Annotated in this window: 27 protein-coding genes; 19 read left to right on the top strand and 8 right to left on the bottom strand. The window is 65.9% G+C overall.

Annotation, left to right across the window (positions count from 1 at the left end):
• Positions 1–126 precede the first annotated feature (126 nt).
• Together ACZYZ7_RS21685 and ACZYZ7_RS21680 are read right to left on the bottom strand one after the other, a co-directional pair.
• On the bottom strand, positions 127–1,302 hold the full coding sequence (locus ACZYZ7_RS21685) for an acyl-CoA dehydrogenase family protein (RefSeq protein ID WP_135456747.1): 1,176 nt from the start codon (positions 1,300–1,302) through the stop codon (positions 127–129).
• Positions 1,303–2,307, bottom strand: coding sequence for an acyl-CoA dehydrogenase family protein (locus ACZYZ7_RS21680; RefSeq protein ID WP_463741786.1), 1,005 nt, complete (start codon positions 2,305–2,307; stop codon positions 1,303–1,305).
• A gap of 278 nt (positions 2,308–2,585) precedes the next feature.
• Here ACZYZ7_RS21680 and ACZYZ7_RS21675 point away from each other — a divergent pair, with 278 nt between their 5' ends.
• Genes ACZYZ7_RS21675 through ACZYZ7_RS21660 form a run of 4 tightly spaced genes read left to right on the top strand, consistent with a single transcriptional unit; the run spans position 2,586 to position 6,216 of the window.
• A complete protein-coding gene (locus ACZYZ7_RS21675) occupies positions 2,586–3,701 on the top strand; it encodes an amidohydrolase family protein (protein ID WP_463741785.1) in 1,116 nt (371 codons plus the stop codon).
• Between the two features lie 19 nt (positions 3,702–3,720).
• Entirely contained in the window at positions 3,721–4,863 is a 1,143-nt protein-coding gene (locus ACZYZ7_RS21670; RefSeq protein WP_450072285.1) for an amidohydrolase family protein, read from the top strand.
• Position 4,864: 1 nt separating this feature from the next.
• Positions 4,865–5,257: a Rieske (2Fe-2S) protein gene (locus ACZYZ7_RS21665; protein ID WP_450072284.1), complete on the top strand. Its 393-nt coding sequence runs from the start codon at positions 4,865–4,867 to the stop codon at positions 5,255–5,257.
• Between the two features lie 23 nt (positions 5,258–5,280).
• Positions 5,281–6,216, top strand: a complete 936-nt coding sequence (locus tag ACZYZ7_RS21660) for an alpha/beta fold hydrolase (RefSeq protein ID WP_450072319.1) — start codon at positions 5,281–5,283, stop codon at positions 6,214–6,216.
• A 17-nt stretch (positions 6,217–6,233) separates the two neighbouring features.
• On the opposite strand, the gene ACZYZ7_RS21655 is transcribed toward ACZYZ7_RS21660, so the two are convergent.
• The gene (locus tag ACZYZ7_RS21655) at positions 6,234–6,707 is read right to left on the bottom strand and encodes a hypothetical protein (protein WP_450072283.1); all 474 of its coding nucleotides are present in this window, start codon (positions 6,705–6,707) and stop codon (positions 6,234–6,236) included.
• Positions 6,708–6,740: 33 nt separating this feature from the next.
• On the opposite strand from ACZYZ7_RS21655, the gene ACZYZ7_RS21650 reads away from it, so the two are divergent.
• The 9 genes from ACZYZ7_RS21650 (at position 6,741) to ACZYZ7_RS21610 (ending at position 14,808) form a co-directional block, all read left to right on the top strand.
• On the top strand, positions 6,741–8,042 hold the full coding sequence (locus ACZYZ7_RS21650) for an NADH-ubiquinone oxidoreductase-F iron-sulfur binding region domain-containing protein (protein WP_450072282.1): 1,302 nt from the start codon (positions 6,741–6,743) through the stop codon (positions 8,040–8,042).
• Entirely contained in the window at positions 8,039–8,260 is a 222-nt protein-coding gene (locus tag ACZYZ7_RS21645) for a ferredoxin (protein ID WP_135456756.1), read from the top strand. Before ACZYZ7_RS21650 ends, ACZYZ7_RS21645 begins: the two co-directional genes overlap by 4 nt.
• 82 nt (positions 8,261–8,342) lie before the next feature.
• Positions 8,343–9,998: a thiolase C-terminal domain-containing protein gene (locus ACZYZ7_RS21640; RefSeq protein WP_450072281.1), complete on the top strand. Its 1,656-nt coding sequence runs from the start codon at positions 8,343–8,345 to the stop codon at positions 9,996–9,998.
• Between the two features lie 48 nt (positions 9,999–10,046).
• On the top strand, positions 10,047–10,883 hold the full coding sequence (locus ACZYZ7_RS21635) for an alpha/beta fold hydrolase (RefSeq protein WP_450072318.1): 837 nt from the start codon (positions 10,047–10,049) through the stop codon (positions 10,881–10,883).
• Positions 10,883–11,701, top strand: coding sequence for an NAD(P)-dependent oxidoreductase (locus ACZYZ7_RS21630; protein WP_450072280.1), 819 nt, complete (start codon positions 10,883–10,885; stop codon positions 11,699–11,701). Before ACZYZ7_RS21635 ends, ACZYZ7_RS21630 begins: the two co-directional genes overlap by 1 nt.
• Entirely contained in the window at positions 11,701–12,489 is a 789-nt protein-coding gene (locus tag ACZYZ7_RS21625) for an NAD(P)-dependent oxidoreductase (protein WP_450072279.1), read from the top strand. The genes ACZYZ7_RS21630 and ACZYZ7_RS21625 overlap by 1 nt, the downstream gene beginning before the upstream one ends.
• Positions 12,490–12,638: 149 nt before the next feature.
• Positions 12,639–13,841 (top strand): cytochrome P450, encoded by a 1,203-nt coding sequence (locus tag ACZYZ7_RS21620; protein ID WP_450072278.1) that lies wholly within the window; start codon positions 12,639–12,641, stop codon positions 13,839–13,841.
• Positions 13,838–14,038 carry a ferredoxin gene (locus ACZYZ7_RS21615; RefSeq protein ID WP_135456767.1) on the top strand — a complete coding sequence of 67 codons (201 nt, stop codon included), beginning with the start codon at positions 13,838–13,840 and terminating at the stop codon, positions 14,036–14,038. Before ACZYZ7_RS21620 ends, ACZYZ7_RS21615 begins: the two co-directional genes overlap by 4 nt.
• A gap of 2 nt (positions 14,039–14,040) precedes the next feature.
• Positions 14,041–14,808, top strand: coding sequence for an alpha/beta fold hydrolase (locus tag ACZYZ7_RS21610; protein WP_135456768.1), 768 nt, complete (start codon positions 14,041–14,043; stop codon positions 14,806–14,808).
• A 98-nt stretch (positions 14,809–14,906) separates the two neighbouring features.
• Here the strand turns inward: ACZYZ7_RS21610 and ACZYZ7_RS21605 are convergent, their stop codons facing one another.
• From ACZYZ7_RS21605 to ACZYZ7_RS21590, 4 genes are read right to left on the bottom strand one after another with little or no spacing between them, the layout of a single operon-like run.
• Positions 14,907–15,824, bottom strand: coding sequence for an LLM class F420-dependent oxidoreductase (locus tag ACZYZ7_RS21605; RefSeq protein ID WP_463741784.1), 918 nt, complete (start codon positions 15,822–15,824; stop codon positions 14,907–14,909).
• A 12-nt stretch (positions 15,825–15,836) separates the two neighbouring features.
• Positions 15,837–16,133, bottom strand: a complete 297-nt coding sequence (locus ACZYZ7_RS21600) for a DUF1330 domain-containing protein (protein WP_463741783.1) — start codon at positions 16,131–16,133, stop codon at positions 15,837–15,839.
• A gap of 15 nt (positions 16,134–16,148) precedes the next feature.
• Positions 16,149–16,343 carry a ferredoxin gene (locus tag ACZYZ7_RS21595; RefSeq protein ID WP_463741782.1) on the bottom strand — a complete coding sequence of 65 codons (195 nt, stop codon included), beginning with the start codon at positions 16,341–16,343 and terminating at the stop codon, positions 16,149–16,151.
• A complete protein-coding gene (locus ACZYZ7_RS21590) occupies positions 16,343–17,623 on the bottom strand; it encodes a cytochrome P450 (RefSeq protein WP_463741937.1) in 1,281 nt (426 codons plus the stop codon). Before ACZYZ7_RS21590 ends, ACZYZ7_RS21595 begins: the two co-directional genes overlap by 1 nt.
• Positions 17,624–17,965: 342 nt before the next feature.
• Between ACZYZ7_RS21590 and ACZYZ7_RS21585 the strand changes: the two genes are divergently transcribed.
• From ACZYZ7_RS21585 to ACZYZ7_RS21560, 6 genes are read left to right on the top strand one after another with little or no spacing between them, the layout of a single operon-like run.
• The gene (locus ACZYZ7_RS21585; RefSeq protein WP_463741781.1) at positions 17,966–18,352 is read left to right on the top strand and encodes a DUF6394 family protein; all 387 of its coding nucleotides are present in this window, start codon (positions 17,966–17,968) and stop codon (positions 18,350–18,352) included.
• 3 nt (positions 18,353–18,355) lie between these two features.
• Positions 18,356–20,104 (top strand): NAD-binding protein, encoded by a 1,749-nt coding sequence (locus ACZYZ7_RS21580; RefSeq protein WP_463741780.1) that lies wholly within the window; start codon positions 18,356–18,358, stop codon positions 20,102–20,104.
• 54 nt (positions 20,105–20,158) lie between these two features.
• Entirely contained in the window at positions 20,159–20,815 is a 657-nt protein-coding gene (locus tag ACZYZ7_RS21575) for a TetR/AcrR family transcriptional regulator (RefSeq protein WP_463741779.1), read from the top strand.
• A gap of 14 nt (positions 20,816–20,829) precedes the next feature.
• On the top strand, positions 20,830–22,131 hold the full coding sequence (locus ACZYZ7_RS21570; protein WP_463741778.1) for an acyl-CoA dehydrogenase family protein: 1,302 nt from the start codon (positions 20,830–20,832) through the stop codon (positions 22,129–22,131).
• Positions 22,132–22,163: 32 nt separating this feature from the next.
• Positions 22,164–23,153 carry a phosphotransferase family protein gene (locus tag ACZYZ7_RS21565; RefSeq protein WP_463741936.1) on the top strand — a complete coding sequence of 330 codons (990 nt, stop codon included), beginning with the start codon at positions 22,164–22,166 and terminating at the stop codon, positions 23,151–23,153.
• Complete coding sequence (locus ACZYZ7_RS21560) at positions 23,150–24,115, top strand: NADPH:quinone oxidoreductase family protein (protein ID WP_463741777.1); 966 nt, start codon at positions 23,150–23,152, stop codon at positions 24,113–24,115. The genes ACZYZ7_RS21565 and ACZYZ7_RS21560 overlap by 4 nt, the downstream gene beginning before the upstream one ends.
• Positions 24,116–24,229: 114 nt before the next feature.
• On the opposite strand, the gene ACZYZ7_RS21555 is transcribed toward ACZYZ7_RS21560, so the two are convergent.
• Positions 24,230–25,639 (bottom strand): molybdopterin-dependent oxidoreductase, encoded by a 1,410-nt coding sequence (locus tag ACZYZ7_RS21555; protein ID WP_463741935.1) that lies wholly within the window; start codon positions 25,637–25,639, stop codon positions 24,230–24,232.
• Positions 25,640–25,675 lie beyond the last annotated feature (36 nt).

The following is a 25,675-nucleotide window of genomic DNA, read 5'->3' as shown; positions in this document are numbered from 1 at the left end:
CGCCGACAGTAACCTAAGTTTTGTTCCGCGTCACCACCTAGCGCGAGCAGACGCGTATGTACCCGAAATCCCGCGTTCCTGGGTGCATTTGCGTCTGGTCGCCGAGAGAAACTCGCCGGGAGAAGGTCAGCGCCGCGGCAACCCCAGCACCTGGGTGGCGATGATGTTGCGCTGGATCTCGGAGGTGCCACCGGCGATGGTGCCACCGAAGCTTCGCGCATAGCGCTCGAACCAGCTCGCGAAGTAGTGGTCGAGGTTCATGTGCTCGTACGGCCCCGAGGTGGTCGGGTGGATCAACCCGTCGGGACCGGCCGCGGTCAGCGCGTTCTCGAATGCGTTGCGCTCGGCTTCGGATCCGAACAGCTTGAGCACCGACACCGACGCGGTGTCCGCTTCGCCGCGTGAGGCCTTGGCCAGCGCCGCGGATCCCATAGCGCGCAAGGCCTGGTAATCCATGATCGTGGTGGCGTACTGATCGCGCTCCAGCTCGGTCTTGGGTTGGAAGTCGGCCAGCATGTTGTCGATCCGGTCGGCGAAGCCGAGCCACATCATCGTGCGCTCGTGACCGAGTGATCCGTTGGCCACACCCCAGCCGCCGTTGAGCGGACCGACCAGGTTCTCGGCGGGCACCCGGGCATCGGTGAAGAACACCTCGTTGAAGTCGAGGTTCTCCTCGCCGGTCATGTCGGCGAACGGCCGGCACACCACGCCCGGGGTGTCGGTCGGGATGATCAGCACGCTGATTCCCTTGTGCTTCGGCGCATCCGGGTCGGTGCGGACGAAGGTCAGCAGAAAGTCGGCGTCATGGGCGCCCGAGGTCCACACCTTCTGGCCGTTGACGACGAAATGGTCTCCGTCCAGTACTGCGCGGGTGCGCAGGGACGCGAGGTCCGAGCCCGCGCTCGGCTCGCTCATACCCAGTGAGGCGGTCTTTTCACCGCGCAGCACCGGTACCGCCCAGCGATGCTTCTGTTCCTCGGATCCGAACGTAAGCAGCGACGCCGCAATGATATTGACGCCCTGCGGGTTGAAGCTGTGATAGATCCGGCGGCGGCACAGTTCGTCGAGGTGGACAAAGGTCTGCACCACCGACGCGTTGCGTCCGCCGAACTCGGGCGGTTGAGCCGGAAGCAGCCAACCGTTGTCGAACAGCAGTCGCTGCCAGTCGCGGGCCCACTGCGGCATGTGCGACACCGACCGGGGCCGCTCCAGCGTCTGCGTCTCCGAGGGCAGGTTGGCATCGAGGAATGCGGAGAACTCGGCGCGGAACTCCTCGACATCGGAATCGAATGTCAGCTGCATTTACAGGCCCCTGTAGGTCGTGCGGTACTCGGCGGCGATCAACGCGCGGTGCTCGGCGGCGCCGCCCAACAGCAGCTCCCCCGCCTTGGCCCGCTTGAGCGCGAACTGCACGTCGTTCTCCCAGGTGAAGCCCATCGCCCCGAACAGCTGCAGGCCATGACGGAACACCACCGCCTGACACTCTCCGGCGGCAGCCTTGGCCATCGCCGACGCCAGCCGCCGGCGCGGGTCATCGGCGGCGATGGTCAGCGCGGCGAAGTACGAGAGTGCCCGTGCTCGTTCGATGGCGACGTGCATGTCGACGGCCTTGTGCTGCACGGCCTGAAACGACCCGATCGGCACATCGAACTGCTGCCGTTGCTTGACGTGTTCGAGGGCCAGATCGAGAACCCGCTGACAGGCACCGACCATCGTGATGGCCATGCCGGTCAGGGCCAGGTGACGCGCCTTCTCGGCGTCCACGTGAATGCGGTCGGTGTCATCGACGTGCACGTTGTCGAACGACACCTCGGCAACGTGCAGCACCGGATCGAAGACCGCGCTGCGGTTGACGGAAACCTCGGCCGCGTCGACCAGGAACACACCACCGTCGGTCACCACGGCAAGGTTCTGCGCGCGGTCACCGTCCAGGACGTGGCGGGCGGTTCCGGTCAGCACCCAACCGGTCGCGTCCCGGTTGGCCGTCACACCGCTGTACACCGCGGTACCGGCCTTGGCCGCATCGAACCGGTCCCCCGCCAGCGGCGCATATTGCGTCATGGTCGCCAGGTAGGGCGTCAGGTCGGTGGCCCGGCCGAGCTCCTCCAGGACGATGGCCAGTTCCACCGCGTTCTCCGAGTCGGTGAGCTCGGTCCAGCCCTGGTCGATATAGCTCTGCCACAGCGGTGTCGGATCGACACCCTGCTCGGCCACTTCACGGACCAGCGTGGCCGGGCACTGCTTGGTCACCGCGTCGCGCACGGTTTCCTGCCATAGCCGCTGATCGGCATCGAATTCGAGTAGCAACCGCCGCCTCCTGCCGCACTGTCACATTCGAATGGAGAATAGCATTCTCTTTCTGTGGTGTGACCTTCTCCTCTAGCAAGTGCCGGTTCTCCGCTGTAGTCCGCTGTGCGGATGACCAGCACCGGCGATTACCTGCGACAAAGCGTCGCGACGCTCTGAGAACTATGTTCTTGCCATAGAAGAATATGGATCTAGACTGGCTGTAAGATCCGGCGCGAGAGGCACGTCGTCAACAGCGCGTGCACAGCTCGTTTCCGGAGGGACATCGGAGGACAGTCTTGGCAATTGAGCAAGCAGACGGGACGCGAGTGCCCGTCATTGACGCGAGCGTGCACGTCTTCTTCGGTTCGAACAAAGACTTGCGGCAGAACTTCCTGAAGGAACCGTTCGCCAGCCGCGGCTTCCCCGATTACGAGATGAACTGGTACGGCGCGCCCGGTGGCGAGTACGCGAAGGGCACCAAGGGCCCCGATCGGCAGTACCCCGGCTCCGATCCCGACATCGCCGCGCAGCATCTGTTCACCGACCGCGGCGTCGACATCGCGATCCTGCACCCGATGACCCGCGGGATCATGCCGGACCGTCACCTCGGAACCGCCCTGGCCGCCGCGCACAACGAAATGATGGTGACCCGCTGGCTCGAACATGACGAGCACGGTGAGCGATTCCGCGGCACCATCCGGGTCAACCCGGACGACATCGCCGGCGCTCTTCGCGAGATCGCCAGGTACAAGGACCACCCGCGCGTGGTGCAGATCGGCATCCCGATGCAATCGCGCGAACTTTATGGCAAACCGCAGTTCTGGCCGTTGTGGGATGCGGCCGCCGAGGCGGGCCTGCCGGTGGCCGTACACATCGAGGGTGGGGCCGGGATCCAGTTCGCACCGACGCCGTCCGGTAAAGCCCGGACCTACGAGCAGTACCTCGGGTTCATGGCGCTGAACTACATCTATCACCTGATGAACATGATCGCCGAGGGAGTGTTCGAGCGGACCCCGACACTCAAGTTCGTCTGGGCCGACGGCGCCGCGGATCTGTTGACCCCGTTCATCTGGCGAATGGACTGCTTCGGCCGCCCGCACCTGGAACAGACTCCGTGGGCACCGAAGATGCCCAGCGACTACCTGCCCGGCCACGTGTACTTCGTACAGGGCGCGCTCGACGGCCCCGGCGATACCGAATTCGCCGGCGAGTGGTTGAGCTTCACCGGCAAGGAAGACATGGTGATGTTCGGTTCAAGCTACCCGCACTGGCAGCTGAACGAACCGGAGATTCCCAGCGCGTTCAGCACTGAACAACGCGACAAGCTGTTGTGGCGCAATGCCGCCAAGCTGTACGGGCTGGAAAACGAGTTCGCAAATCGGAGTTCATCGTCCGCGGTTGCGGCACAGTAGGCATCTGAGGGAGACCTTCATGTCCATCACGACAAACCCACGGGTTCCGGCCGCCGAGCGGATTGCGGTTCGGTGCGTCGACTCCGACGTCCACCCCATGCCCAAGCGCGGTCAGTTACTGGAATACATCCCGGAGCCGTGGCGCAGCAAGTTCTTCATGAGCCATCCGGTCGGCGACCAGATCTACTACGACGCACCCGATTACGCGCACTCCTACGCGATGCGGGTCGATGCCTTCCCGCCAGATGGCGAGTTCGCCTGCAGTGACCCCGATATGGCGCTGCGCCAGCTCATCATGGAAGCCGGCTCGGACATCGCGATCCTGGAGCCGACGCACGGCGAGAGCCGGCTGGGTGAGGCCACCGCGGCCTACTGCACCGCCACCAACTCCTGGCTCGCCGACAACTGGCTGGACCCGCACAACAACTGGCATGAGCGCTGGCGCGGCTCGATCTGCGTGGCGATCGAGGAACCGCAACTGGCGGTGGCCGAGATCGAGAAGTGGGCCGAGCACCCCTACATGGCGCAGGTTCTGATCAAGGCCGAACCGCGCCCGTCCTGGGGCGACCCGAAGTACGACCCGGTGTGGGCCGCGGCCACCAAGCACGACATCACCGTGAGCTGCCACCTGTCCCGCGGCGAGTTCGAGAACCTGCCCCTGCCCCCGGTGGGTCTGCCCAGCTACAACCACGACTTCATGGTCAGTTACTCCCTTTTGGCCGCGAACCAGGTGATGAGCCTGATCTTCGACGGGGTCTTCGACCGCTTCCCGACGCTGCGCATCGTGTTCATCGAGCACGCGTTCACCTGGATCCTGCCGCTGATGTGGCGCATGGACGCGATCTACGAAGCGCGCAAATCCTGGATGGACATCAAGCGCAAACCGTCCGAATACGTCAAGGACCACATCAAGTTCTCGACTCAGCCGCTGGACTACCCCGAGGACAAGACCGAGCTGTCCCGGGCCTTCGAGTGGATGGAGTGCGACAAGATCCTGCTGTACTCCAGCGACTATCCGCACTGGACCTTTGATGATCCCCGTTGGCTGGTCAAGCACCTGCCCGAGCACGCGCGTGAGGCCATCATGTTCCGCAACGGCATCGAGACCTACAAGCTGCCCGAGACCGTCCCCGTCCTCGAGGGACAGGTCCGGGTGTTCTGAGATGAGCGAACCGGACAAGCGCCCCCGGCTCGCGCAGGGTCGCGAGCACGTCGTCGCCACCGTGGAGGAGATCCCGCCCGGCACACACAAACTGGTGCCGATCGGCCGCCACGGTGTCGGTGTGTACAACGTCAACGGCACGTTCTACGCCATCGCCAACTACTGCCCGCACGAGGGAGGTCCGCTGTGCTCGGGCCGTGCCCGGGGGCGCACGGTGGTCGACGACGAGGTGCCGGGCGACGCGGTGATGGTGCGCGACAAGGAGTTCATCTACTGCCCCTGGCACCAATGGGGTTTCGAGCTGGCAACCGGCACCACCGCGGTGAAGCCGGAATGGAGTATCCGTACCTACCCGGTCCGTGTGGTTGGAGATGATGTGTTGGTGATGGCATGAGCGAGCTTGCGAGCGAATCATCGATGTCGAGCGAGATTCAGGTACCCCTCGGAACCCCGGAGCTCAAGCGGGGCGAGAAGACCATCGAGATCAACGGCGGCAACGTCGTCTACGAGATCCTCGGCAAAGAAGGCGATTTCATCGCATTGACGCCCGGCGGTCGGTTCAGCAAGGACATTCCGGGACTGCGCCCGCTGGCCCAGGCCCTGGTCAAGGGCGGTTACCGGGTGCTGCTGTGGGACCGGCCCAATTGTGGCCGCTCGGACATCCAGTTCTACGGTCAGAGCGAATCGCACATGCGCGCCGAGACACTCGCGGCGCTGATCACCAAGCTGGGTATCGGTCCGTGCATCCTGGCCGGCGGTTCCGGCGGGGCCCGCGATTCGATGCTGACCGCGATGCTCTACCCCGAGGTCGTCACCAAACTCGTGGTCTGGAACATCGTCGGCGGCGTGTACGGGTCGTTCGTCCTCGGCTCCTATTACATCGTGCCGAGCATCCTGGCCGTGCGCGGAGCGGGAATGAAAGCCGTTGCCGCCATTGATGAGTGGAAGGAACGCGCCGGCGAAAATCCGGCGAATCGCGATCGCATCCTGGCCCAGGACCCCGATGAGTTCCTCAAGCTGATGCTGCGCTGGCTCAACGCGTTCGTGCCGAAGCCCGGTCAGACCATTCCCGGTGTCGAGGACGAGATGTTCGACAACATCACCGTGCCGACGCTCATCATCCGTGGCGGCGAGAACGATCTGGACCACCCCAAGCGCACGTCCCTTGAGGTCAGCTGCCTGATCAAGGGTTCCAAGCTGATCGACCCACCCTGGCCCGAGGACGCCTGGGAACGCGCCGGGGAGGACCGGGCCTCAGGGAAGGTCAAGCGGTTCAACATGTTCGACACCTGGGTGCAGGCCGCCCCGGCGATCATCGAGTTTCTGGGGTCTACCTCCTCGGAGCCCAGGTGAGCGCAGTGCCGTCGCCCTCACACCGCCCGGATGTGCACCTCGCAGTTCAGCGAAGCCTCCAGGGCGGTGTGGACGCGGCTTTCCGGGATACGGGTCAGGTCGGCCTTGTCCAGGGTCACCGTCACCACATCCCAGCCTTCGTCATTGACGGATCGAACGATGTCACCCGACAGACCGAACCCGGCCAGCACACCGCGGGCGTCCTCGTCAGTACCGCGGCTGACGAAGGTGACCACCCCAGCCGTGGGCTCCGTACCAAACGCCTTGGCACACAGTTCCATCGCGATGGTCTGCAGCTCTCGTGCGTCGTCGCCGGCGATCAGCACCTCGACCTCGCGGCGATGCGCGGGCAGTCCGGCGAGCTGGTTGTCCAGCACTTCGGCCCCACGTTCGCCCAGCAACCCACGAAGCGTTGCCATGCCGTCGGATAGCTCCCGCGCCCCGAGCTCACCGGCCGGGTCGACGCCGACGCGCACCACCGCAGTTCTCATGCCGGTAAGCCTAACCGGGGACGGGATGTGACCATGACAGTCGAACTGACAGTCGCGGCATGGCCGGGCATCACCCCGCGCCTGCTGCGCGACGGGCCCGAAAGCCTGACCGACTATCAACAGGCCGGGGGCTATGGCGCCCTTACCGATCCGGACCAGTTACTGGACGAGGTGCAGGCCAGTGGATTGCTCGGCCGGGGCGGCGCGGCCTTCCCGATGGCGGTGAAGCTGCGCACGGTGCGCGACAACGGGCAGCAGGGCGCCCGCGCCGGGATCGGCACCGTGGTAATCGCCAACGGCGAAGAGGGCGAGCCGGCCTCGATCAAGGACCGCTGGTTGCTGCGCAACCGCCCGCATGCGGTGCTGGACGGCCTGCGACTGGCCGCCGGGATCGTCGGTGCCGACCGCACCGTGGTGTACGTGTCGGATCCATCGGCCGCCGAGAGCGTCGAGCGTGCACTCGCCGAGCTCCCTGGCGAGCTTACTGGTGTGGCGATCGAATTACTCACCGTCGCTCCGGGTTACGTCGCGGGCGAGGAGACCGCCGCCGTGCACGTCGTCAATGGCGGGCCGGCCAAGCCGACCGACAAGCCTCCGCGCCCGTTCGAGGAGGGGGTGGCCGGCAAACCGACGCTGATCAGCAATGTCGAGACGCTGGCCCACCTGGCCTACCTACACCAGCGCGGTGCGCAGGCGTTCCGCGAGCTGGGTACCGAGTCCTCCCCCGGCACCTTCCTGGCCACGATCACCGGGGCCGGGCGCGCCCCCGCGCTGTACGAACTTCCACACGGCATCGCCTTCGCCGACCTGCTGACCCTGCACGGGGTGTCCGCCGACAACGTCCGAGGGGTGCTGATGGGTGGCTACTTCGCCGGACTGGTCAACCACGACATCGTCGGGGCAACAATGGATCACGAGTCCGTACGAGCTCTGGGTAGCGGTTTGGGCTGCGGTGCGATCGGCATCCTCACCGATGACTGCCCGGTGGCAGTCGCGGCGTCGGTGCTGGCGTACTTCGACCGCGAGAACGCCGGCCAGTGCGGTTCGTGCTTCAACGGAACGGCCGCGATGGCGGCCGTGGCCACGGGCCTGCGCGACGGACTGGCCACGCAGGAAGACCTGGACCGCCTCAAGCGGTGGTCGGTGGTGTTACGCGGCCGCGGTGCCTGCGCCACGCTCGACGGCGCGGCCAATGTCGCGGCGAGCCTGCTGTCGCAGTTCCCCGACCTGGTGCAGCGCCACCTCGAAACAGGCTGTCAGACATGCCGTTCCGGTGCATTCACTGCCGATCGGCCGTATGAGGTGGAGTCCGTGGAAGCGGTGGTGGCGGTATGAAGGTCAAGCTCGATCGCACGTTGTGCGATGGCTTCGGGTTGTGCGCCAAGCACGCGCCGGAGTACTTCCCGCTCGACGACTGGGGGTACGCCTCGCTTCAGGGTGACGGCAATATCCCCGAGGCCGACGAGGACGCGGTCCGACGTGCACTGTTGGACTGTCCCGTGCACGCGATCATCGAGTTGACGGACACCCGCGCGCAGCGGGATGCCGGCTGAATGAAGACGGCTGGATCACCGATCCCGGAAACTGGTAACGTGATTCTCCACACAGAATAACCCGCTTACCACCGGAGTCGAGTTGTCACAGATACCGGGGCGTCCGCTCCCGACGGTCACCGCGCTCAACGAGTACTTCTGGACCGCGGGCGCCGACGGGGTGCTGCGAATCCAGGAGTGCCAGGACTGCAGCGCCCTCATCCATCCGCCACAGCCGGTCTGTCGCTACTGCCGCAGCCGCAACATGGGTGTGCGCGACGTGTCCGGCCGTGCCTCGCTGGCGGGGTTCACGGTCAATCACCGGTTCGGTTTCCCCGATCTGCCCCCGCCGTACGTGGTGGCCGAGGTGGCCATCGCCGAGGACCCCCGAGTCCGGCTGACGACCAACATCGTCGAGTGCGATTTCGACGACCTCAAGCTCGGGATGCCGGTGGAGGTCGACTTCCAGCACATCGAGGATGTCTGGCTGCCGGTGTTCAAGCCGTCGGCCGACACCACCGCAACCCCGCCGGTCGCCGAACCCGTCGCGCCCCAGGACGTCGCCAAATACGTCCGGCCGATGCTGACCAAGGAGAAGTTCGAGGACCACTCGGCCATCACCGGGATCGGGATGTCCAAGATCGGTCGTCGCCAGATGGTGCCGCCGCTGTCACTGACCATCGATGCCGCCGAAAAAGCGGTCGCCGATGCCGGATTGACGTTCGACGACATCGACGGCCTGTCGACTTACCCGGGGTTGGCAATCGCGGGCATGGGCGAAGGCGGCGTGACCGCGCTGGAGGGCGCACTCGGGCTCCGGCCGACCTGGATCAACGGCGGCATGGATACCTTCGGCCCCGGCGGCTCGGTGATCGCGGCCATGATGGCGGTCGCCACCGGAATGGCCAAGCACGTCTTGTGCTTCCGCACGCTGTGGGAGGCCACCTTCGGTCAGCTGGTCAAGGAGGGCAAGATGTCCCCTCCGATGGGTGGCCGCAGCGACAATTGGCAGCATCCGTTCGGGTCGACCTCGGCCGCACACACCTTGGCGCAGAACGCCGGTCGTCACTTCGACCGGTACGGCACGACGCGGGAGACCCTCGGCTGGATCGCACTCAACCAGCGCGCCAACGCCGCACTGAACCCGACCGCCATCTACCGCGATCCCCTGACCATGGACGACTACCTGTCGGCCCGCATGATCACCACGCCGTTCGGCCTCTACGACTGCGACGTACCGTGCGACGGCGCAGTGGCGGTGATCGTCTCGGCCGTCGATGCCGCGCGCGATCTGGCCAAGCCGCCGATCCTGTTCGAGGCGGTGGGCACCCAGATCATCGAGCGGCTCGACTGGGACCAGACCACGCTGACCCACGAACCGCAGGTACTCGGCCAGAGCGCGCACATGTGGTCGCGAACCTCGTTGCGCCCCAGCGATGTCGATGTCGCCGAGCTCTATGACGGATTCAGCTTCAACTGTCTTTCCTGGCTGGAAGGGCTGGGCTTCTGCGGCATCGGAGAGGCCAAGGACTTCCTCGACGGCGGCCACAATATCGCCCGCGACGGCCTCATCCCACTCAACACCCACGGCGGGCAGCTCTCGCACGGCCGCACCCACGGGATGGGCCTGATCCACGAGGCCGTCACCCAACTGCGCGGCGAGGCGGGCGAGCGTCAGGTCGCCGATGCCCGTGTCGCGGTGGCCAGCAGCGGCGGCCTGACCCCGAGTGGTGTGCTGCTGATGCGCAGGGACGACTAGGCCGTGACACCGACGGCGAGCAAGGCCGATCCGCACCCCCGGGTGGTGATGGTCGACGGCGTCCCGATGTCAGCTCTGGTCGCCGAGTCCCCCGACCCGCGCGCCGTCGTCGTCGCATTGCACGGCGGGGCCACCACGTCGGCCTACTTCGACTGCCCCGGGCATCCGGAGCTGTCGCTGGTGCGCATCGCTGTCGACCGGGGCTACACGGTCATCGCCCTGGACCGCCCGGGCTATGGCGCATCGGCGGCCTATCCCGACGCCATGGCGCGGCCTGAACAGCGGGTCGCGCTGGCGTTCGGCGCAATCCAGCGCATCGCCGGTGCGGCGGGCCTGTTCGTACTGGGCCATTCGATGGGCTGCGAGCTGGCCCTGTACCTCGCGGTGCAACGGCCCGAGGTGCTCGGAGTGTCACTGGCCGGCACCGGCCGCCGGTATCACCCGGGTGCACAAGAGCTGCTGAAGGACGCCTCACCAGTGAACCGGCCGCGCGGTCTGCGTGAGCTGCTGTGGGAGCCGGCCCGGCTCTACCCGTCGAACGTGATCGGCGCCGGGTTGTCCGCGGGCGGCACCGCGTACGAGGGTGATGTCATCAAAAGCTGGGCGCGGCAGGACTTTCCGGCGCTGGCCGGACAGACGACAGTGCCGGTGCAGTTCCTTGCCGGCGAGTACGAGAACGTGTGGGAGTCCGATGCCGAGGCACTGGCCGGGATCGGTGCGATGTTCACCGCCTCGCCCCGGGTCCAGACCGGTGAGCTCGCCGACAGCGGGCACAACCTCAGTGTGGGGCTGACCGCCGCGAGTTATCACGGCAAGGTGTTGTCGTTCGCCGATGAGTGCGTCGCCGACAGCGCGCGCACCGAAGTGGAAGTGGAGGCAGGTTGATGCGAGTCGGATTTATCGGGCTGGGCAGCCAGGGCGCGCCGATGGCCCGGCGGATCGTCGAAGGCGGCTTCGAGACCACCCTGTGGGCCCGGCGCCCGGCGTCCCTCGAACCGTTCGCCGACACCGGGGCCAAGACCGCGGGCTCCCCCGCCGAACTGGCCGCCGCCAGCGATCTGGTCTGCCTGTGTGTGGTCGGCGACGACGACGTCCGCCAGGTACTAGACGGCGAGAACGGTGTGCTGGCCGGACTGGCTTCGGGCGGCGTTATCGCCATCCACTCCACGGTGCACCCCGACACCTGCCGCGAGATCGCAGAAAAGGCTGCCGCCCAGGGCATTTCCGTCGTCGACGCCCCGGTGAGCGGCGGCGAGCCCGCCGCCTCGGCCGGCACCCTGCTGGTGATGGTCGGCGGCGACGAGGAGGTTGTCGAGCGAGTGCGGCCGGTGTTCGCCACCTATGCCGACCCGATCGTGCACCTCGGCGGGATCGGTGCCGGCCAGGTCGCCAAGATCCTGAACAACCTGCTGTTCAGCGCCAACCTGGGTGCCGCCATGAGTGCGCTGGAACTCGGTGAGGCGCTGGGGGTTCCGCGCCAGGCGTTGTGCGAGGTGATCTCGCGCGGCTCGGCCACCAGTAAGGCGCTCAACAGCATCGCCATGTTCGGCGGGACGCTGGACAACCTGGCGCCGATCGCCGGGGCGCTGCTGCAGAAGGACTGCAGGCACGCCGCCAGCCTGGCCGACGATGCCTCGGCCCCGCAGGGGGCAGTCTTCGACGCGGCGGACAATGCCCTCGCCATCATGAACCATCCCCGCTGATGCGCGTCGGTTTCATCGGCGCCGGCCGGATGGGCGCTCCGATGGTGCGCCGCCTGACCGACGCCGGACACCGCGTGCGGGCCTTGGGCCGCGACGACGAAAAGCGCGCTGCGGTAGCCGAACTCGGCGCCGAGCCGGCGGCCACGCCGAACGAGGCGGTCGCCGACGCCGACGTCACGATCGTCTGTGTGTTCACCGATGAACAGGTCCGGCAACTCTGCCCGGATCTGATCGACGAGATGCCGCCAGGTTCGGTGCTCGTGCTGCACACCACCGGCAGCCCCCGCACTGCCGAGATCCTCGCGGAGCGCGGGGCCGCCCGCGGCATCGCTGTCGTCGACGCCCCGGTCAGCGGCGGACCGCACGACATCGCGGCCGGGACTGTCACGGTGTTCGCCGGCGGTGACGAGGAGGCAGTGGCGCGGGCCCGCGAGGTGCTGACGTCCTACGCCGATCCGGTACTGCACGTCGGCCCGGTCGGCGCCGGACAGCGGGTGAAGCTGGTGAACAACGCGTTGTTCGCCGCGCAGATCGGCGCCGTGGCCGAGGGCGTGCGCCTGGGCGATCGCCTGGGCATCGACGAGGCGACACTGCTGACCGCGCTCACCCACGGCAGCGCGGCAAGCCGCGCGCTGGGCGGTATCGCCGCCACCGGCTCGGCGGACGCCTTCATCGCGCGGGTCGGCGAGTTCATCGGCAAAGACGTGGCCGTGGTGCGCAAAACCGCGTCTGAACTGGACAGCGACCTGGGCCGGCTCGAGGGCCTGCTCGACGCCGCACTCAAGTGACCCCAGCCTGCCGTCACGACCTGATCAGCAGCCATTTTGCGCTTTTCAAACACCACCAAAAGGATTACTGTTAGCGTTACAGTTCAACAGTTTCCCGTAACGTTTCACGACACTTCCGGCCCAGCCCGCCGCGAAGGAGGAGCCAGCCAATGACCAAGGCCCAGGTGATCTTCGATCCGTTCTCCGAGGAGTTCTTCAACAACCCGTTCGACATGTACCGGCGGATGCGCCAGGACGCGCCGCTGTACTACAACGAGGACTCCGACTTCTATGCCCTGACCCGGCATGAGGACGTGTCGGCGGCATTGAAGGATCACGAGGCGTTCTCCTCCTCGCGTGGCTGCGATCTGGCCATGGTGCAAAGCGACGAGCCGCCGCAGAAATCGATCATCTTCATGGATCCGCCCGATCACCGGCACATGCGCAGCCTGCTGAACAAGGCATTCACCCCACGCATGATCCAGTCCCAGCGCGACACGGTGGTGGAACAGATCGACTACCACCTCGGATTGATCGATTCCGACGAATTCGATGTGGTCCAGGATTTCTCGGGTCCGTTCCCGGTCGAGGTCATCACCCGGATGGCCGGCGTCGACCCGGAGTACCGCCAGCAGGTCCGGCACTGGATCGACACCAGTCTGTCCCGCGAACCCGGCCAGATCGGTTACTCGGAGGCCGGCATGCAGGCCAACATCGACACCGGCATCTACTACTACGGGCTGGTGCAGAAGCGCCGCGAGGACCCGCAGGACGACATGATCAGCCGGCTGATCGCCGCGGAGATCCCCGGCGAGGACGGTCAGATGCGCCGCCTCGACGACATCGAGATCACCGGGTTCGCCACCCTTCTCGGTGGTGCCGGCGCTGAGACCGTCACCAAGCTCGTCGGTACCGCGATGGTGCTGTTCGCCCGCAACCCCGAGCAGTGGCAGAAACTGCTCGACGACCGCGAGAAGGTCCCGGCGGCGGTCGAGGAGTTGCTCCGCTACGAGGGTCCTGTGCAGTACAACGTCCGCTACACCCTCAAGGAAGCCCACGTGCCCAGCGGCACCATCCCGGCGGGCAAGGCGGTGTTCCTGATCAGTGCCGCGGCCAACCGCGATCCCGACGCGTTCACCGATGCCGACACCTTCGACATCGAGCGCGACCGCACCGAGGCCCAGAACTTGGGGCTGGGCTACGGCATCCACAGCTGTCTGGGGGCCGCGCTGGCCCGCATGGAGAGCGCCGTCGCGCTGGAGAAGCTGCTCGACTTCATGCCCCGCTACGAAGTGAAATGGGATCAGCTGCAGCGGGTTCACATGCAGAATGTGGCGGGCTACTCGCATGTGCCGGTCAAGGTTCTGCGATGACCAAGAAAGTTCACGTCGACTTCGAGATCTGCGAGAGCAACGCAGTCTGCATGGGGATCATCCCCGAAGTGTTCGAGCTCGACGATCAGGACTACCTCCACATCCTTCAGGAGGATGTAACGCCCGAGAACGAGGCGCTGATCCGCGAAGCGGTACGGCAGTGTCCCCGACAGGCCATCTCGATCAAGGACGAGTAGGCGTGCGGTTCGTCTTCGTACACGGCGGTTTTCATGCGGCCTGGTGCTGGGAGCGGACCGTCGCCGAGTTGCAGAGCCTGGGACACGACGGCGTCGCCGTGGACCTTCCCGGCCACGGAGCCCGGGTGGCCGAGGAATCGACCCTGGCCAACCGCCGCGCCGCGATCGTCGAGGTGATGCAGCCCGGGGATGTGCTGGTCGGACATTCCGGCGGCGGGTTCGACGCCACCCTGGCCGCCGATGCGGCCCCGGAACTGGTGGGCCACATCGTATATCTGGCCGCGGCACTGCCCAGAGAGGGCCGGACATATCCCGAGGCCATGGCCATGCGTTCGGCTGAGGACGAATTGGGTGGCGAGTTCGACGGTGATGTCGGCGAGATGCTGGGTTACCTGCATTTCGACGAGGAAGGCGCGATGCACTTCGCCGACTTCGACGGGGCGTGGCGTTACTTCTACCACGACTGCGACGAGGCAACGGCCCGTTGGGCTTTCGATCGTCTCGGGCCCGAGCGATTCGGTGACACCACAGTCACACCGGTGTCGGTGCCGCAGTTCTGGGCGGCCGATCTGCCTCGCAGCTTCATCCGTTGCCTGCAGGACCGCTCGATGCCGCAATGGCTGGCCGACACCGTCACCCAACGTCTCGGTGTCGAACAGCTGACCATCGACGCATCGCACTCGCCGTTCTTGAGCCGCCCGCGCGAGCTGGCCGAGCTGCTGGTGCACGCCACGACGACCACGCCGATCGCCGCGCTGACACCAGCCTGATTCGCCGGCCTGATTCCCTGCCCCACCGCGCCGTTTTCGACGCCCGGGTCGTTTCGAACGATGAAGCACGACCCGGGTGTGGAAATCGGTAGCGCAGGCTAAGCGGCGATAACCGTCTTCCCGAATTTCTCGGCGGCCTCCAGCGCGTGCGCCAGACTGTCACCGGGCAGGGTGACGTGCAGCCAGGTCACTCCCAGTGCAGCGAGCTTGTCCACGCCGGCCAGGTAGACCTCGGCGTCGAAGTCGTCATCGCCGGGGCTTCCGCCCTCAAAGTTGTTGAACACGATGTCGATTCCGTCCGGATCGCGATCGGCGGCGGTCAACCGCGCTCGCAGATCCTCGATGCCTGCGGCCAAGGCTTCCAGTGAATCGATCGCCGCCGTCCCCGCGGTCTTGGCCAGACCTGCCGGCGCGGCAAACGGGCACCAGCCGTCGCCGTGTTTGGCCACGCGTGCGCGTGCGGCAGACGTGTTGCCGCCGATCCAGATCGGCGGATGCGGGCTCGCCGCCGGCCGCGGGTGCGCGGTGATACCCCGGGCGCTGAAGTTCTTGCCCTCGAAGGTGTAATCGTCAGTGGTCCAGACACCGCGGATCACTTCGAGCGCCTCGTCGAACAGTGCAGCGCGCTCGTCATAGGAAACTCCGAGCGCGGCGAATTCCCGCTTGAGATAACCGACGCCCACGGCCAGGGTGAACCGGCCGCCGGACAGCAGGTCCAGGGTGGCGCCGGATTTGGCCACCACGAACGGGTTTCGATACGGCAGCACCACGATGTTCGGCACCAGGCGCAGCGTGGTGGTGTGTGCGGCGGCGAAGGCCATGGCCACGAACGGGTCCACCGCATCGTGACCGCCGGCGTCGAGCCAGCGTTGGGACGGAGCGGGATGGTCGGTGAACCCGAAGCCATCGAAACCCGCCGCTTCGGCCGCAGCCGCCATCGCCGCAACTCCGCTGCCGCTCACCAGATCCGGGTGGTAGGGGTGAGTGTGCATCGGGTAGGTGATGCTGTATCGCACTGCGGCCGCCGATCAGGCAGGGAAGCCGGACAGGATGACGCCGTTGCACTCCGCCGCACGTGCGCGAACCTTGGCGGCCGCCTGGTAGGCGTCGGAGTAGTACCACTCGCGTGCGGCGTCGACCGACTCGAACTCCAGCACGACGGTCTGGCTGCCGTGCCAGGCACCCTCGATGACTTCCGGTTTTTGGTCGACGGCCACGATCGTGGCACCGCCCATCGCCTTCGACGCCAGCTTCGCGTACTCGCCCATGCCGGCCGGGTCCTTGATGTCCTCGGTGATGATGACGTATCCCTTGGCAGCTGCCATGTCGAAACTCCCTCTCTAGTCTTTCATTTCGCTGATCGCCCGCTCCGGGCAGTTCTCTATCGCCTCACGCGCCGCACCCTCAAGACCGACTGGTACCTCTTCCGGATCGGCCACCGCCCAACCGTCGTCTGACATCTCGAAGACCTCGGGGCACAGCGTCAGGCACATGCCGTGGCCGGCACAACGGTCCTCGTCAACCTGGACCCGCATCAGGTGTCGAACTCCAGGTGCAGCTCGGTCAGCCCGCGAAGGATGAAGGTGGGGATGTAGTTGTAGCGCCGGTCGCCGTCCGAACCGTGTTCGGCCTCGGAGATCCGGATGTCGGTGGTCCGGTCGAGCAACCGCTCGATACCGACACGGGTCTCCGCGCGCGCCAGCGGGGCACCGGGGCAGCTGTGGATACCGCGGCCGAAAGCCAGGTGCTGGCGGGCATTCTTGCGCGCCGGGTCGAAGGTGTCGGGATCCTCGAAGCGCCGCGGATCGCGGTTGGCCGCACCGTTGAGCACCATCAGCGTGGTGCCGGCATTCAATTCGGTGTCACCGATCGTCACCGGGCAGCGCGATAGCCGGAAGTCACCCTTGACCGGGCTCTCGATCCGCAGCGCCTCCTCGATGAAGTTCGGGATCAGACTGCGGTCGGCCCGAAGCCGCTGCTGGATCTCCGGTTGTTCACCCAAGACCTTCAGCGCGGTGCTGAGCAGGCGCACCGTGGTCTCCTGCCCGGCCGAGAAGACATTGGTCGCCACCCGAGCGACATCGCCGACGTCGGGGATGCTGCCGTCCGGGAACGTGGCCTCGGCGAGGCCGGTGAGGACGTCGTCGCGGGGGTTGGCCCGGCGATCCGACACGTAGTCGGAGAACTGTCCGTAGAGGAACTCCAGCGGGCTGTGAGACAGCGATTCCTTGCTGGTGCTGCCGATTCCGCCGCCGGAGTTCTGCTTGATGCCGTTGACGAAGCCTTCGCGATCCTCCGGCGGGATACCGAGCAGGTCGGCGATCACCAGGAGCGTGAACGGGCCGGCGAAGCCCTTGATGAACTCGCCCCCACCCGGCGCCAGGTAGCTGTCGAGCACTTCATCGGCCAACTGCCACATGGCGTCCTCGTTCTCCTTGAGGCGCTTGGGCGTGATCAACCGCATCAACAGCGAGCGGTGATCGGTGTGGGTGGGCGGATCGAGCGTCGGCAGCTGATCGCTGAACGGCAGATCGTTGCGGTGCTTGTCGATGAGCGCGGTCACCTCTTCGGCGCTGCGCCCCTCCAGCGGAACCGGGAACCCCGGGAACGGTCCGGTGACCGAAAGGCAGGACGAGAAGGTCTCCTCGTCGTTGTAGACCTGTACGGCTTCGTCCCAGCCGGTCACCATCGTCACGTTGTAGTGGTCTTCACGGGTTACCGGGCACTTGTTCCGCAGCGCCTCGAAGAACGGGTACGGGTTGTCGACCAATCGTTCATCGCGAAAAAAATCGATACCGGTTGGGTCGATCGCCATCAGCTGCTCCCGTTCCAGCCACACGTATGAGAATGTGGCTCTCATCTATGAATAGATAGATTTCCACAGCACCGGTGAAGCGTCAACGCCAGACCACTACCTATCAGCGATAAGCAGCAAGAATAGGATTCTCACCTCTAGGCGCCCAGTGCTGCCAGGTCACCGTCGCAGCAAGCAACTGGCCGGCGAGGAAACCCGCAGCGTGGGCGGCGAGGACCAGGCACCCTGCCATCGCACCGGCACGCGGTAGCAAAACCGAGGACCAACGTCGCCCGCGTTGAAGCCGCGCGCATCGGCGAAACCCGGCCGTCGGCACCGTGGCAGCGTCTAGCGTTACCCAGGGTGAACCTCGAGAAGGTGGTGTTCGGGTTCTTCGTGGTGCTGGCAGCCACTTTGAACTTCGGGTTTTTCGTGGGCGACATCTCCGATCCGCGCATGCACAACGTCTATGAACTGTTCGCGGCCGTGGTCGTCAACCTGATCGCGACCGTCCTGAAGTTCGGCGACCGAACCCAAATCGGCGCAATCCATCTGGCCACCAGCTTGGTCGCGGTGCTGCAACTCATCGCCGCCTCCGCGGTGTGGGTGTGGGCCACCCAGGTATCACCGGACGGGCTGAATGCCGCGCACACCGCGAGCATGGTGTCTCTGTCGGGCGGGGCGTTGTTGGCCAACCTGGTAGCGGTGGTCCTCCTGGTGGTCGAGACCGTCACGTACCGGCGTCGTTGAGCGATGGTCAAACCGATCGACCTGCTCAACTTCCGGACCCGGAAGGTCGCGCCGCGCCAGCGCAAACCGGTGCCGGTGCCGACCGGCGGCGAAACCACCGACGCGATGTTCGTGGTGCTGCGTCGGATGCGGGCGCCGTTCGTCTTCGTCATCGTGGTCTTCAGCATCAACGTTGCGGGCATGATGCTGATGCCCGGCCCGGAGAGCAACCCGGGACACCTGTCGCTGTTCGACGCGTTCTATCAGATGGCGATCACCCTGACCACGGTTGGCTACAGCGAAGTGCCGTACTCGTTCTCCTATCCCCAGCGGATGTGGCTGTCCCTGTCCATCTTCACACTGGTGATCGCCTGGGCTTACGCGATCGGTGCCCTACTCGCGGCATTCAACGACAGCGCATTCCAGGATGCCCTGCGGGCGCAGCGATTCCATCGTCAGGTCCGTCGGCTCCGGGAGCCGTTCCTGCTGATCTGTGGCTACGGCCAGACCGGACGGACGGTGGGGCTGGAACTCGATGATTGGCGGCGCCGGTTCGTGGTGATCGACAAGCAACAGCATCGAGTGGATTCGGTCGTCGTCGACGCATTGAGTACCGACGTTCCCGCGTTGGAAGGTGACTGCCATAAACCGGCGGTACTGGGCCTGGCCGGACTGGACCGCCGCAACTGCCAGGGCGTGTTGGCACTCACCAACGACGATGACGCGAATATCGCTGTGGTGATGACGGTTTCGCTGCTGCGCCCCGACCTCCCGGTCATCGCGCGCTGCCGCGACCGGGCAGTGCAACACCGCATGGAAGACTTCGCACCGGCCGCGGTGATCAACCCCCACGACCGCTATGGCGGCTACCTCGCGCTGATGCTGCATCAACCGATCACCTACCAGCTGCTGATCTGGCTGATGGACAATGACCAGCACCAGCTGCCCGAGTTGCGCGTCGGGTTGACCCGGGGCCGCTGGCTGATATGCGGCGACGGCGAATTCGCCGAGCAGGTGGCCGCGGACCTACGCGACTCCGGGCTGAGCGTCGATGAGATCCCGCCCACCGACACGCCGCTGGACCTTGACGGCGTCGTCGGTTTTGTGGCCGGCACCGACAACGACATGGCCAACATCGCGATGGCCGAGCATGCCCGGCTGGTCAACCCCGACGTGTTCGTTTCGGTGCGACAGCAGGACAGCATGCACCAAACATTGCTCGCGGCACTGGATGTGGACTCGGTGTTCGTCCCCACCGACCTGGTAGCTCGCGAGACGCTGGCCCGGCTGGGACACCCGAACTTCTGGCGGTTCATCGAAGAGTCGGTGCAACAGGACGACGCGTGGGCCGAGCGGACCCGCGACCGTCTGCTGCAGCGGTGCGGGACCGGGGTTCCAAAGCGCGACGGGATAACTCTGTCCGATCGGGAAGCCCCGGCCGTCGTGCGCTGGCTGGCCGACCACGACCTCACCGTCGGCGATCTGCTGCGTCACCCCGACGACCGGTCCGAGACGTTGCCGCTGGTGACCTTGCTGATTGCGCGCGGAGAAGAACTGATCCTCACGCCGGACGACGACACCTCCCTGCGCGTCGGCGACCAACTGCTGGTAGCCGGTAAGGACGACGGACTGTCGGATCTCTCCGATGCGCTGTTCAGCACGGCCACCATCGAATACATCACCACCGGCCGGGCCCTGCCCTCCACCTGGGTGTGGCGGGTGCTCACCGAGCGGCGACGTGCGTCCACACGGCGCGCCCCTCCAGAGACATAGTTAGACAAACGTCAACTATTTTCAATAGTTGAATCTGTTGTTACTGTGCGAGATATGGCCAAGACGACCGCGCCGGACACCACTGACAATGGTCAGCGCCGCGCTTCGTTCCAGCGGGCCCGCTCCCATGAGACCAAACGCGCGCTGGTCCAGGCCGCGATGGCGCTCTGGCGCACCAACGGCTACGCGAAGACCACGGTCGCTGACATCTGCCGGGCCGCAGGGGTGTCCCGGGCCCTGTTCTATTTCTATTTCCCGGCCAAAGAGGACGTGCTGTTCGAGGTAGGCCTGACCTCCACCCGGCTGGCACAGAAGCGGGTGACATCGCTGCTGGTCGGCGAGTACGACATGATGGCCGTCATCACCGAGGCACTGCGCAGCCTGGAACGGTCGATGGCACGTAATCCACCCGACCTGATCGTCGAGACGATCCTCGAGGGGTACCGGCACGAACACCGGATCCTGGCCGGCGACGTCGATCCGGATACGCAGGACGCCGATATGTTCGGCGAGTTGTTCATCCGAGCCCAGGCCGACGGCAAGCTGGGAGCCGACGTCGACGTGTCCCACCTGTCCCGGCTGGCCCAGATCCTGGTCAGCGAGGGCGTCCGGCACTGGGCGGGCGGCAGTTTCGGCAGCCGATCGTTCACCGACGTCGTCGCGCGCGACATCGGCGCGATGATCACCGGCTTCAACTCCACCAACAACTAGATCGGAGGACCCCGATGTCGTGGGATTTCGAGACCGACCCGCAGTATCAGGAATTACTGGACTGGGCCGACGAATTCGTGACCGAGCAGGTCGAGCCCCTTGACCTGGCCTGGCCGCACCTGCAGTTCACCCAGCTGGAGGGCAAGCGTCGGGAGGCGATCGCTCCCCTCAAGGCACAGGTGCGCGAAAAGGGGCTTTGGGCAACGCATCTCGGCCCAGAGCTCGGTGGGCAAGGCTACGGACAGCTCAAGCTGGCGTTGCTGAACGAGATTCTCGGCCGTTCACAGTGGGCGCCGATCGTGTTCGGTTGTCAGGCCCCCGATACCGGGAACGCCGAGATCATCGCGCATTACGGGACTGAGGAGCAGAAGAAGCAGTACCTGCATCCGCTGCTCGAGGGCGAGTTGTTCTCCTGCTATTCGATGACCGAACCGCATGCCGGTGCAGACCCGACACTGTTCACCACCAGCGCGATACGCGACGGCGACGACTGGGTGATCAACGGATGGAAGTTCTTCTCCTCCAATGCCGCAACGGCGTCGTTTCTGATCGTCATGGTGGTCACCAACCCTGAGGTGAGTGCCTACCAGGGCATGTCGATGTTCCTGGTGCCGACCGACACCCCCGGCGTCAAGATCGTCCGCAACGTCGGGTTGTACGGCGAACCTGACAACGCCGGCAGCCATGCGTTGATCCACTATGACAATGTCCGGGTACCTGCCGAGGCACTCCTGGGCGGCGAAGGGCAAGCGTTCGTGATCGCCCAGACCCGGTTGGGCGGAGGCCGGATTCACCACGCGATGCGCACGATCGGCCTGGCTCAGAAGGCGCTCGACATGATGTGCGAACGCGCCCTCAGCCGTGAGACGCAGGGCAGCCGTCTGTCCGACAAGCAGTTCGTCCAGGGCTACATCGCCGACTCCTATGCCCAGTTGCTGCAGTTCCGGCTGATGGTGCTCTACACCGCGTGGGAGATCGACAAGTACAACGACTACAAGAAGGTCCGCAAGGACATCGCCGCGGTCAAGGTGGCGATGCCCACCGTTCTGCACGACATCGCCTGGCGGGCAATGCAGATCCACGGCGCGCTCGGCGTCACCAACGAAATGCCGTTCCTGGGCATGGTCACCGGCGCCGCGGTGATGGGACTGGCCGACGGCCCGACCGAGGTGCACAAGACCACGGTTGCCCGGCAGGTTTTGCGCGACTATCAGCCGACCACCGATACCTGGCCTACCGAGTGGATACCCCGCAAGCGCGAAGCCGCGAAGGCGAAGTACGCCGAATTCCTGGAGGCTGAGGTGGGCAATCTGTGAGCGAGATTGACACCGCGCGCCTTGCCGACTGGATGGACAACGCCGGGCTGGCGGGCAAGGGCGAGCCGCTGGAGGCCCGCTTCCTGTCCGGCGGAACCCAGAATGTCATCTACGAGATCCGCCGCGGCGAGCACACCTGCGTCCTGCGCATGCCGCCGGCCGGGGCCCCGCCGGACCGGGACAAGGGCATTCTTCGGGAGTGGCGCATCATCGAGGCGCTCGACGGCACAGACGTCCCACACACGACCGCGGTCGGGGTGTGTGCCGATCCAGAGGTACTGGGCCGGCCGTTCTATCTGATGGGATTCGTCGACGGGTGGTCCCCGATGGACACCCACGGGAGCTGGCCCGAGCCGTTCAACTCGGATCCGAGTACCCGCCCCGGACTGAGTTATCAGCTGGCCGAAGGCATCGCGCTGCTGTCCAAGGTCGACTGGCAGGCCAGAGGGCTGGGTGATCTCGGTCGGCCCGACGGCTTCCACGAGCGCCAGGTCTCCCGCTGGATCGGGTTCCTCGACCGGATCAAGAACCGCGAGTTGCCCGGGCTTGAGGTGGCCACGGACTGGCTACGGGCCCACAAGCCGCTCGATTTCATCCCGGGCCTGATGCACGGGGACTATCAATTCGCCAACGTGATGTACCGCCACGGCGCCCCGGCCACCATGGCCGCCATCGTGGACTGGGAGATGGGCACCGTGGGTGATCCGAAGCTGGACCTGGCTTGGATGGTGCAGTCGTGGCCTTCCGATCCCGACAATCCCGAGCCGTCCGAGATGGGCTACGTGGACATGCGCGGGATGCCCTCTCGTGACGACGTCGTCGCGCACTACGCGAAGGTGTCCGGACGTCAGGTCGATGACCTCGACTACTACCTGGTGCTGGCCAAGTGGAAGCTGGCGATCGTGTTGGAGCAGGGTTTTCAGCGGGCCGGCAACGACGAGAAGCTGCTGGCCTTCGGGCCGGTGGTAACCGACTTGATGGCATCGGCCGCCGAACTCGCCGAGTCCAGCGACTACCGGTGAAGGCCGCGGTCTGCCCCGAGTACGGGCCACCGGATGTGGTCCGCATCGAGGAACTCCCCTCTCCCCCGATCGCGTCCGGCCAGGTACGCGTCCAGGTCGGTGCAGCCGCGGTGAACTTTCCCGACGTGCTGCTGGTCGCCGATCAGTACCAGATCACGGTGCCCGTACCGTTCATCCCGGGTAGCGAGTTCGCCGGGGTGGTGACCGAAGTAGCCGGTGACACTGACGGTTTCACCGTCGGCGACCACGTGACCGGCACCGGGTTGTTCGGTGCGTTCGCCGAACAGGTGTGTGTCCCGACTGCCGGACTGGCCCGGATCCCCGACGGCGTGGACGACCGCACCGCGGCAGCCTTCGGAGTCGCCCACCGCACCGCCTATCACACGCTCCGATCCGTGGCCCGGACCCGACCGGGCGACGACGTGATCGTGCTGGGAGCCGGCGGTGGTGTGGGCCTGGCGGCCGTGCAGCTCGCGACGGCGCTCGGCGCTCGGGTCACCGCGGTGGCATCATCGGACGAAAAGCTCTCCATTGCAGAACAATACGGCGCGGTCTCGCTCGTCAACCACACCCGGGGCGACCTGCGCACCGCACTACGGGAGGCGCTCCCCGACGGCGCCCACGCGGTGCTCGACCCGGTCGGCGGCGACCTTTCCGAGCCGGCGTTACGGGCGTTGCGCCGCGGCGGCCGGTTCGTGACGATCGGCTACGCCTCGGGTGTCATCCCCCGGATTCCACTCAATCTGGTTCTGGTCAAGGGGATTGAGGTCCTCGGCTTCCAGTTCCAGGACGTCGCCCCGGACGAGTTCACCCGCAATGAAGCCAAATTGCGGGAGTTGTTGGCCACCGGTGCCGTACGGCCACACATCGGTGCCGTCTATCCACTCGACGATGCCGCTGCAGCGCTGCGTCACGTCGCCGACGGCCGTGCGGTCGGCAAAGTGATCGTCGAGATGGTCTGACCGCAGAAATCTCACCCGCCGGGCAGAACTGAGACGTCGGTGAGACCGTCGCCCCGGCGGGCCGGCAATCCGGTATGGGCTGTCGCACAACACCGTGTCCACGAGCTCGGGCGATCACCGTCTGGCGTCTGGTGAGCCATGGACGCGCACTTCCTGAATTGCGTTGCTGCCGTAACCAAGGCGGTTCCACTCCGGCTCGTCGGGCTGGGTACGGCCGGCCAGGTCGGTGGCCCGTGCTCGAATCGTGTGCGGGCCCGATCCGTCCAGGACGACGATCAGTTCCCACCACTGCCAACTGTAACGGTGCCGCGTGCCGAGCATGCGCGCCTGGCGCCAGGGCCCATGATCCACGCTCACGTCTACCCGGGCGATCGGCGCGGCGCCCGACCAGGCCACGCCACGGATGGTCAGGTCGCTCGACTCGAGTTCCTGCTCGTGAATGGGTTCGGTGATCAAGGCCCGCACCCGCTGCAGGGTGACCGGTTCGCTGACCTGCTCACCGTCTCGAGTCCATTCGTAGAGGTACCGGTCGGCCTGGAAGAATCCGTCGAAAGCCCGCTCCACGGCCTCGATTTCGGACAGCCATTTCACTGAAGCGACGCCATACCACCCAGGTACGACGAGGCGTAGCGGATAGCCGTGCTGTACCGGCAGCGGCTCGCCGTTCATCGCGTACGCCAACAATGCATTCGAATCCGTGGCCTCGGCGACGCTGAGACCGCGTTCGAACCGGATGTTCCCCGATTTCCCAGGCACGTTTCCGGCGTCGGCACCTCGGAACACCAATTCGGCCGCAGCCGAGGCGATCCCGGCTCGATCGAGCACCTCGACCAGCGGTACACCCGTCCATTCCGCAGTGCTCACCGCGCCCAGACGCCACTGCTCGCCGGCAACCGGAGGAGACAGCCGGGCGCGATTGTTGCCGGCGCACTCCAGTGTGACAACCTCCGTTTGAGATGGCATGGCCTGTAAATCGCGCAGGCTCAACGACAATCGGCGATCGGTCAGTCCCCCCACCCGCAGCCGCCAGCTGGACCGATCGAGCATCGGCATATGGAAATGGTTGCGTACGTAGAAGTGCGCGCTCGGCATGACGACGCCGCCGATGAGTGCCGGAATCGATGTCTCACCATTGAGCGGGTGCGCGCAGTGTACGAGCAGGCCGGCCTCGATGGCCCGCTGGCACGCCTCCTCCGGGTCCATGACATCGGGACTCGATGTCGGCGCTTCAACCGTGCAGCCTCCGCTGGTAATGACTTTCGCGCACGTCGATGCCGGGTACACCTCGGTCGTACCGACCCGCGCGAACGGCTGCATGAACGTCGCAACCGATGCTTCGTCAGGGGCTTGGACGATCATGTACAGCGTGTGCTCGCCCTTCACCGCTGCCTCGCCCAGGATCTCGATGCCGTGTTGGCGCACGTTGGAGCGGCTCAGGTGATTGAGCATCATCGCGCCCGCGTCTGGATCGCCGGCGGGGCACGTCGAGGCCGTGTGCTGGTGCCGGACGACGAATAGAGCCATCGCTGAGCCCCCTTCGATCCTCGTCTTCAATGAACT

The organism is Mycobacterium sp. IDUB_17 (genome assembly GCF_055419465.1).
The sequence above is the reverse complement of the archived record's forward strand: the minus strand, read 5'-3'. Positions and strand labels throughout refer to the sequence as shown.